The sequence below is a fragment of the Shewanella sp. 10N.286.52.B9 genome (assembly GCF_002873635.1).
In the GTDB taxonomy this organism is placed as follows: domain Bacteria; phylum Pseudomonadota; class Gammaproteobacteria; order Enterobacterales; family Shewanellaceae; genus Shewanella.
In genome coordinates this window covers 1-10,145 of the sequence record NZ_MCTY01000057.1, presented here as the reverse complement: position 1 = coordinate 10,145, position 10,145 = coordinate 1, and the positions used below count along the sequence as shown (strand labels likewise).

Sequence of the window (10,145 nt, the reverse complement as noted above, 5' to 3'; positions counted from 1 at the left end):
AATCCAGCGAGTGCATTTTCTGTTACGGATGCTGGTGGAGTAGAAAAGAGTAAAGACAGAGCCTTAACCATCGAAGAGCTCACTCAATTTTTTAAAACTGCACGCGAGCACAATGACAGCTTTAGCCGAATTGGTACTCCTGACTATTCTCACCCTGAGTAAAGTCTTAGTGGTCTAATAGCTCCATCACCACTTCCCCAATCTGCTGTGCTAAATAAGGTGGCACAGCATTTCCTACCTGCACATACTGCTGCGTTCTATTCCCTTCAAACTTATAGTTATCTGGAAATGTTTGTAAGCGAGCGGCTTCACGCACGGTTAAGCTTCGGCATTGCTTAGGGTCATAGTGAATAAAATAGTGGCCATCTTTTGATATATGGCTGGTCACGGTCGTAGAACACTTATTCGCAGCTTGAGTTCTAAAGCGGTCTGCATGAGCACCCGTTTTCCAGTTTTCGTGCTTAGGAGCGAGAGCCTCAGGAAAGTCCCTCGCCTTTGGTGACGTTCCACCACTTAGTTGCGTATAGGCAGCACTGAACGAATAGCGCATCAAATCACTTTCCATATGACCACGCGTTTCATGATTAAGCACACAAGCTGGAGTATTATTGCGATACCACTGAACTAGGTGAGCTGGCATTTTTTCGGGGTGAACTACTGGCTGAGTCTCGCTTCTGTTAAGTTTTTTAAAAGGCTTAAGGTCTAAATCTTGAGCATTCTTAAACTGCTTTCTCAGCAACTTCTTAACTTGGGCCCCGTTCTTTAAAACAGCTCTTTCCCATTCTTTCACTTCATCTTTACGCTTAGAAAAACCACTTCTCAGCTTAGGTAAATCAGATAAAACTTGCTCTACTGTCGTTTGCTTTTCTCTTCGCACCAGCGTCCCAGGAACTCCTTCAACGTCAGTTCGAACACCTAATAAGATCACACGGTGGCGAGCTTGAGGTACACCATAGTTCTCAGCTTTAATCAGAAAGTCCGTAGGGTCATCGTATGAAGGCTTATTTACGTTTTCAGTGTCTACTACTAAGGAAAAAACTTTATACCTAGGGGTAGCAATTTTTGTGATTCGACCTGGAGCTCGCAAGTCTTTCAAAATACGAGGAAACATCACTTCCCCATCAATTTTAGCAGATAATATACCTCGTACGTTTTCCATAATAAAAACGTCGGGCTGAGCAATAGAAAGTACTTTTAAGTACTCTTTATACAAAAAGTTACGATGATCTTTTTCTGCTGAATAGCCTTCTATGCCTGCATTACGGGAACGACCAGCAAGTGAGTATGCTTGGCAAGGTGGGCCACCTATAACAATTCTTGGGCGGTCATCACCGTGCTCTTGAACTAAATCTCTAATGCGCTGGTGTATTTCTTCATTGTCATCACCCAATGCGTGAGGGGTAAGCAATGTTTCTTGCTGCGCCTCTTCTGCTTGCTGAGGATACTGGTCAAAAAGTTGCTCTCTCGTTAGTTCACGATTTAAGTACGCGTTATAACTAGCCAAACCGTTTTCAGTGCCTTGAATTTTTCTATAGAAAGCTCTGGTAGTGAGGGTCTTATGCGCAGATGGTTCCTTTTCGACTGATACGCCAATTTTAAACGGTAAATTACCATTTTCATGCGTTACTGACGACACGCCTTCACCAAGCCCACCTGGCCCCGCGAATAGGTCGATTACTAGAACTTCACCTGTTTCCATGACTACCACAACTATTAATAAAAAGCCTGGCAATCATACCAGGCAACACTTTCTAAGCAATAGGTTTAGTTAAATAAAAGTAGTTTTACGAGTATTTATTATTTTTAGTACTGAAATTTTACGAAGCTTACTTTTCAATAAGTTTTCTAACTCTGAGCTATCGACTACTTCCTCAGGGAATCTTAGGTACACTCCCCAATCATCAACTTCAAATCGAACTCCTTTTTCAAGGCTAGCTTGTAAGTTAACTAACTCTAAGGCGAATTTCCCCTTATATTTCTTTTCTCCAGCTGTCGATTTTAAATCAACTAACCATAGAGAAAATTGCGAACTAAAATTATCCATTAAAAGGCTCAATTTAAAGCCAGAATTAGGAATGAGACCTCTGATATCAAAAACTTGAAAGCCCTCTAAATCTTCGAGTGATTCGGTCAAGTATTCATTATCCATTTTTAGGTTATATTTGATAGGTGAACTTTCTTTAACGCTATCATGAACTGGCATACTAGATTGATTAGCACCTGAAAGTGTCAGCTCTTTTGAATATTCCTTTAGACTGTTATTTATTTGAAGCTCATTATTATGAAGACCTGCATTTAAGTTTTGTATCCACTCTCTATCCTCAGAGATATATGCTCTTTCATCAGAGCTTAATATACTAAAACCTGAACGCAGCAGAGTTAAATATTTAGCAACATCATATACTTGAACTCCTATTTCGAATGTTTTTTGTTCTTTCATTGCATTCAAATAGCTTAATTCAGGGTTTAATAGCACTAAAATGATCGCTCTTAATACAATCGAACCATCTTCTGTATCTGTAAATAGTTTGTCAGGTACATTCTCGCTATTCACAAAAGCTTTTGCTAGAGCATGCCATTGTTCGTATTTTTGTTGCTCTGTAATAGTTGACGGTAATAATGTACTCAGCTGACATAAAATCTGATTAGGATTCCACCCTGCATCAATACCATTGTCTAAACACAGATCTATGAAACGCTCTAATACGATCATGTCAATCTCATCATTACCTGCAGAATAAACCAAAGCCCTAACAAGCTGCTCTTTTGTTAACTCCGAGTTAACCAACGTCTTTAAATCATTATTTTTACAAGACGTGCTTAATCGTGCATAAACTAATGCCATGATACCGTCTTCCAGCATCATCATATTTACAAAGTCTCTCTTAGAAATTGGCTCCGGAAGGGTTATGTCAACAAGATGCGTATTAGTATAATCACTGGCAGAGGTAACAACTCCGCAATCAAGGGAGCCAACATCAAAATTATCATAACTACTATCAAGAAATGCTTGTCTCAACTCATTATCAGGAAACCACACTTTCAATAAGTTTGTTATTGAATATGCATTTTTATCTTCTTTGCATGATAGTTCCAACAAAATATAACCGTCACTCATTAGCCCGCTTTCAACAACAGCCTGGCCATCTGAAAAATTAAGAAGGGTTTTCTGGTTTACCTTCGCACAAAGTGAAGAAAGTATGACCTCATATGCAAGTACATATCGAGAGAAATACTTTCTTGGTATTAATAAGTAAGAGGATTCTTCATTTGTTAAATAGCTAGCCATTAGATTTCCCTATATTCCATTAACCCTGAACCTTCACTTGGTAAATGCTCTAATATGGGAGCCTTACTCTTCTGATCTTTAAGGTACATTAATACTAACTCAGAGCGAGCCCTTGAGCATATTACATACATATTCATCTGGAATGTTACTAAGTCAGAATCACTAAAAGAAAAGTTTTGCAGTTCGGGAATAAAGACTGCATCAAACTCCAACCCCTTGCAACTTCTTCTGTTTAACACAGTAATTACACCCTGCTCATCAAACCTTAACGTTTCACTAGTTCTCGGCTCAGAGCTGCAATAAGTTTGTACCTTATAATTTGGTAGTTCAGTGATCAGTTTGTCAAAATAAAACCTACGGTCAGCATCTGAGTCTACGACGACAGCAACCTCTTGCGCACCTCTGAATTTCAAATAATTCTTAATATACATAACTTGCTGCAGTTGTGCTTTTGCAGCAATCAACTTAGGTTTATCACCTGTTTTTTCTGGTATCTCTGGCGTTCCTGTTGGCAACCCAACATAGAAATGCTGCGCCAACAATGCTATTGGTTTTGTATTTCTAAAGTTCTGAGTCAAGCGGAACTCATTCTCTTCCTTTATCTTAAGGCTTTTACGTATCTCCTCCAAAGATGAATTTTGGCCATCATGTAAACGCTGATTTTCATCTGCTAAGATTGTTATCCCACCATTAACCATACATCGGCTCGCACCAAGCAGAAATTGAAAAAAGTTAGAAGGGAAATCTTGAGCTTCATCAATAATCAAATGTCCCCAATCTATAAATTTTTCTGAGTCTAGCTCGAGATATTGATCAAGCATCAACTCCCAATCGTAATTCCATTTCTTTAATTCTGGAGGAGCAAACTTCCCACTAAAATCTAACCATCTCTCAAACCGTTTAAAATCTTCATCTAACTGTTGCTTAGTAATAAACCATCTTTTTTTTTGCTTATCGAAGTTTGCTCCAGCTGCTTTGACTTTCACCCGATCTTGATAACAGGGTTTCAAATAAATTTTATCTTGAGCCTGGACTATCGGTATAAACTCTGGCCATTTAGAGAAAGCTTTACTATCCGCTTCATAGATATCACGGCTAACGAACCACTTTTTCTGCTCTCTATCAAATCGACCACCTGCAGCCTTTATCTCATCTTTATCACTAAAGGGACTATCCAAAAAAACCTTATCAGATTTAGTTGTATTATCAGAGTCGTCAGTTTCTTTCTCTATGCCGTGCAATTTCCACCATTCAGGTAACCAGCTATGCATCGTTTTTGAATTTACATCTCCATCAATCTCAGAGGCTATATTTTGTGTATAACTTCTCAAAACACGATTATACATTAACACTACAGCTGGTATTTTTTTACGGGATAAAGCTTGAGCTCTCAAAAAAGCAATTACTGTTTTACCAGTTCCAGGAGGGCCCGAAATCATCACACTACTGGAGATAGGAGCATCTTCGAAAATATCCTGTTGTTCTTCACTTATCTGACGAGCATTTGGCATCCGCATTAGCTCTCTCCTTCACTAATACGCTTCATGACGCTACTAAATAAACCTTGCCCCTCTTTATCACCAATAACTAATTTACGATCAAGTAATAGGTTATTATGCTCACAACTGGTTTCAGAAACTAACGTACAGGAATGACAAGCAGCCTTATTTAATCCCATGACTCCCTGCGTATCCAATTCGCTACAAACAGGATCATTAGAACACCAATTGGCCGTTTCTAGTGCAGCAACAATCGCAGGGAACAATCTGTTTGCCTCACCTTGTTGCACTAATCCTCCCAAACTTCCTTCTGAGTCACCATCAGCAGTATAAATTAATACACCCGCTTGCCCTTCTGCAGCATAAATTCTCTCTCTTAATGATCCACTTGAATAACCGCTTTCAAAACTTAGCTGACGAATAATTAAGTGTGCGAATGTATGTAATGCAATAAATTTTGCTGTTGGTTGTGGTAAATAAGTCGAAGTAACATTAGCATAACGATTTAACACACTGGATAATCTAGGCGTTAGGAATTCACTCGCCGTATATTCCCAATCTTCAAGTTCACCTTGATCAAACTCAATGAATACTCCTTCTCCAAACACCTCACAAGCAGGTAACCAAGGCTTTTGTTTTGAGTCAGCATGCATTAAAACTGGATTATCATCTGGCTTAATTCTTTCAAAACCACAGAACGCTCGAACTTCTCTAAGCTTATCGAGTAAGACAACTTTTGATATTAGGCTGCTGCAGCCAAATGTTTCCTCCCCAGCAAAGTCAGCAATTCGTGCTTTGAAGTTTTCAGTTTGCTTATCTTCAATGTCCGCAGCACTCAGCACCTCCCACTCAGCAATTCGTAGGTCTTCATCTTTGGGAATACGAAATTCTCTAGGAGGTTCTTCGCCGCCATCGACTGCGCTTAAAATTTCACCAACAGAAAAGCCAAACTCTTCCGATAAATACTCAGCATATAGATTGACAGCGCCTTCTCTACCACGCTCTTTAGCTCTTAATAAATTATCATAGTCTTCACAACCTTGGATCTTCTCAATAATACTGTTGCCTATTGACGATGCTTCATAAGGAATATCTAGAGCTGAACGAATTATTGGATAGTAAAGGTTACTAGCTCCACGTTGAAGAACATGTAATGGCTCATCACACTTTTCACTATAGTCCTTGTTGAACTCCCAAGGCTGCTTATCTGAGCACTTAATTTTAAGTGCTCCATCATCCATTATTCTAGCTAACGAATTTTTTGCACCACAATTTTTACAATGTACTTCTAGGGCCCCTAGCCCACTTCCCATATCTTTTCTAGATTTAAAATATAAATCTGTCTTTGGGGAGGTACACTCTGATGCAGAGCCCGTATGGGCCCAGCGGTCCCATGGTATATCTTGAAGGTGCCCTTTATTACAAGCAGCCACAAACCGCATTGGTGCTAGAGATTTGTTTTTACAGCTATGATTTTGACATACAGGAACTCCACTTTCATTTAGGGGGTCATCTTTATGCCAACGCTTTAAGTGCCTACATCTTGGGCAAAACATCCAAGCGGGAAATCGCACAGTCATCAATGCATTGTTTTTGTGTGTTTTACCCCAACGCTGTTTAAGAATTGGAGGTTTTTTCAGTGACCAAACACCAGCTTCTTTTGTTAAACGATCTAGCTTTATCTCATCTAAATTTTGTGGCCAGTGTTTAATATCCATAAGAATTAGTGACTCATCACCAATATCAATTATTGAACCGGGACCAAAGGGGCTGATTAATTGAGAACTGCGGTAACTTCGATTGGAATCAGCCATTTTTTTCACCTCGAACTAGGATATGAGTTTCTGTATCGACACTGCGCATGGAGTTCAAAGTCTTCCATGCTCCAGTATTCTTTTCACTGTCAAAAGATGTAAATAAAGGTTCAAATTGTTGCCCTGCACCACCACTTTCATAGAGTGTAACTGGAGATTTTGGACGATTTACCTTCCCCTCCCACTGTTCAATTAGTGAGTCTAAATAGTCAAATACTTTCTGCCTTTCTCTAGCATCCATGCCAACCATAGATGCTTCTATACGCTTGTTAAACACCTCTCGAATCTTTATAAATTCAGGTGAATCTTTTCTAAAGTATTTAACGCTTTTGTTATCCCGTAGGTAGCCTGTCACTCGAACAACAGCTATCAATGAAGCGTGTAATGCACGCTCTACTGCAGGCATAGCCCATGGCGTTACGCTAGTTGGTTCAACATAGCGATAGAGCGCTTGGTGATAACTTTTGAAAGATTCATAATGGGAACGATCGCGAGGCTTGGTAGCTGAGTACTGTGTAAATACGATGCCTGGGGGTCTCTTTTTACTACGACCAACACGGCTTGATGCCTGAATATACTCGGAGGTAGCTTTAGGCTGACCAGCAATAAGCATCATACCTAATCGTCCAATATCAACACCAACTGATATCATGTTTGTACAAGGTAAAATGTCTATCGCTCCGTCAGGATGAGTAACTCCTTTATCGAGTTTAGCTAAGACTTCCGGAATACGAGGGCCCTTAACGTTAGCACTAAGCTCCTCAACCAGTTGAATATCTCTTATCTCTTTTTTATCTTCCGCAATAACACCGACTCGGGCTGGAATATCATCTCGAGATAAGGTCATCGTTTTACCTAACTCTCTACGGCTATTATGATATATAGGCAATGTCCAATAGCTATCAAGTATTAAATCCTTAAAACCTAGGTGTTGTGGTGCTTGAATTAATGAAGCACCAAGCTGAACTAACCCCGTTTGCCCTGTATGTCCTGCAGGCATAACCCCAACATAAAGACGACCCGGATTATCTTTATCCTCTTTAGAAAAAAAGGAGTCTGACTCATCAGTACCTGAAGGAGGGAAAATGGAGACATTTCTACCAAATAGCCTATTCACCTGATAATTGGCACTTCGAATTGTAGCAGTAGCGGCTATAATCTTTGGTTTAGCACCTAAAATCTCCATGATGCTATCAAATCCTGCTTCATAAATTCCGGCTATTGTCCCTAAAGGCCCTGAAATCAGATGCAACTCATCCTGTATGATTAAGCCCGGTGACCGCACCTTCCCATTGCCAAAAAATGCAGAAGCCTCGGACTTCCATGTTAAACGAGCAAATTTATCTATTGTGCCAATTAACAAGCTAGGTGGGTCGGAATATAGGGCATCATCTACTACCTGAATAGGGAGATACTCATGAAACTCACATGAATTGCTAGGGCATGAAAAGCTAAAATGACTATGAGGATCACTCTTAACTCCATAATCACAATTATCTTCAGAATGGTGCTCTGGAAAAATGGAAGTTCCACACCAAGGGCAAACCTGCAATTGAAAAGGGTTCTCTGGCTGATCTGCTTCTCTTTCCCTTAGATAGGCTTCGTGCGCATCCGAGTACGAATTAGGCGAGCTAGCAGCACCGACCCAAAGTCCTAGACTAAATGTTTCAGCTCCGAGAATCTTTGGATCATTTTGCCGAAGAATTTCAAGAGCACAAATTAAACTACCTGCTCTTTGAAATTGCTGTGATGTCAGAAGCCTTAATGTATAACGTTTTATAACAGACGTACCTCCGCCCATTTCTCCAAATTTTAAACGTCGATAAATCATTTCCCAAGCAGCAACTGCCAAATAGGCTTCAGTTTTCCCACCACCGGTGGGAAACCACAGTAGGTCCACATCGTCATGAGAGGAAGATATTTGTCCTTCGTTATCTGGTATAAGCGATTCCAATACTAATAACTGGAATGCCAATTGGAAAGGTCGCCAATTGAACTGACCTAACATTTCACTGCCAAAATATTCTGGTGTTTCATAGCCCCAGTCCCTACTTTTTCTACTACCAGAGAATTTACTATCTGAGTGAATCATTTGCATCAGCATAGCTTTATTCGCCAATCGAAATGCTTTCATGGCGGTCTCATTAGCAGCTAAACGTTCTATGCCTGAATACATACGCTGTGAAGCGACTCGAAGTCTCGAAATAATTCTCTCTTTGGCTGAGAGATAACGCGGATCTAATAGCTCAGCCTCCAATCCATCTATCCAATGACTGTATACATCGACGAGTTCTGTATAACCACTTAACAACTCTGGCGCAGATACATTATCAATATCTGCGATTCGATGAATGCTCAGCATTTCACCAGCGAGGCTACTGAATTTTGTTTGATCTAACTCAGTGGTAAACCCTTTAACTTCATGATGAGGAATAGCTTCGGTAATTAGTGTTTCAGGGGTATTATTTTTAGCAGGTATATACCAGTCTACAGCAACACCATGACCTACCGCCCATGGAACTCTTTTACGGTAAGTTAGCGCCAATTCTTTTTGTTCATCATCAAGTTTGAATCGATCACTACTTGGATACTCAATAATACTTCCCGCTGTAGTAGTAACCTTAATTTGGCACTGATACAGACAATCACTAGGATCTAGTTGCTCTCCAGATTTAGATTGATTTGAAACTGCAATCGTTATTATTTTTCCTGATACATAGGGACGAATAGCAACATCTAAACGGGCATCATTGTTAAAAATGGATTGCTGCAAACTATCTGGCGCAGAAAGGTCTACTATACTTAGGTGATGTAAGGGCTTACGTTGCCATTCTTTTTGCTGATCTTTGCAATATCCACCAGCTGTAATTTCTATTTCAAAAATAGAAGAATTCTGAGCTGCAAACGATAAAGCCATTGAGGATGGTTTAAAGTCATTGCTCAATGCTTCAGTCGTTGAGTCTTCTCCTTCACTTTCGTCAAGTTCATCTCTTAAAGCTGCGGCGGGGAAGAGAGTACCAGCAAGATAACGCTTATGAGGAGCATCAGACAATAACTCATCATCCCCCCCCATTGGACCGACTAACTGCTTACGAACATAATTAAGTAACTCCTGACGAGCACTTTTAAATTCTTCTATTGGCATCACAGCTCCTTTGAAACTTTAAGTACATTAACCTTAACTAATAAATCGATTACACAAGCTTTAGTGTATAAAAGCTATGAGCAATATACAGTCAGCAAGTTTTAGTTAACGTGAACACCATCGCATTCGGAGTTAACATTTTGAGATTATATTCAAAATACTAAGTGTATGACCTGTAGATTAAAACTAATCAAATTAATTTTAAATAGAAAGTACTTGAAATTAGCTAAACGGCTTGAGGGTTCTTCTTGGAAGGACGTTTTATTTTGTTTGTGACGTTACAGCTTTAAGCTTTAAGGTTTAAGGTTTAAGGTTTAAGGTTAGCTTAGAGCAATCTAATAACTACTGAAGTTGGATACTAAAAGGTTAGTATTTAGCGAGACTGTAACTAATTTTGT

The 10,145-nt window shown here is 39.6% G+C and carries 5 protein-coding genes; all 5 read right to left on the bottom strand.

Annotated elements, in window-relative coordinates; translation table 11 throughout:
- Positions 1 to 166 precede the first annotated feature (166 nt).
- Positions 167 to 1,699, bottom strand: a complete 1,533-nt coding sequence (locus BCU91_RS04435; RefSeq protein ID WP_102530959.1) for a DNA cytosine methyltransferase — start codon at positions 1,697 to 1,699, stop codon at positions 167 to 169.
- A 69-nt stretch (positions 1,700 to 1,768) separates the two neighbouring features.
- Entirely contained in the window at positions 1,769 to 3,289 is a 1,521-nt protein-coding gene (locus BCU91_RS04430; protein WP_102530958.1) for a hypothetical protein, read from the bottom strand.
- Complete coding sequence (locus tag BCU91_RS04425; protein WP_102530957.1) at positions 3,289 to 4,806, bottom strand: DUF5710 domain-containing protein; 1,518 nt, start codon at positions 4,804 to 4,806, stop codon at positions 3,289 to 3,291. Before BCU91_RS04425 ends, BCU91_RS04430 begins: the two co-directional genes overlap by 1 nt.
- Positions 4,806 to 6,602 (bottom strand): DUF1998 domain-containing protein, encoded by a 1,797-nt coding sequence (locus BCU91_RS04420; protein ID WP_102530956.1) that lies wholly within the window; start codon positions 6,600 to 6,602, stop codon positions 4,806 to 4,808. The genes BCU91_RS04425 and BCU91_RS04420 overlap by 1 nt, the downstream gene beginning before the upstream one ends.
- A complete protein-coding gene (locus tag BCU91_RS04415) occupies positions 6,595 to 9,747 on the bottom strand; it encodes a helicase-related protein (RefSeq protein ID WP_198590429.1) in 3,153 nt (1,050 codons plus the stop codon). Before BCU91_RS04415 ends, BCU91_RS04420 begins: the two co-directional genes overlap by 8 nt.
- Positions 9,748 to 10,145: the final 398 nt, after the last annotated feature.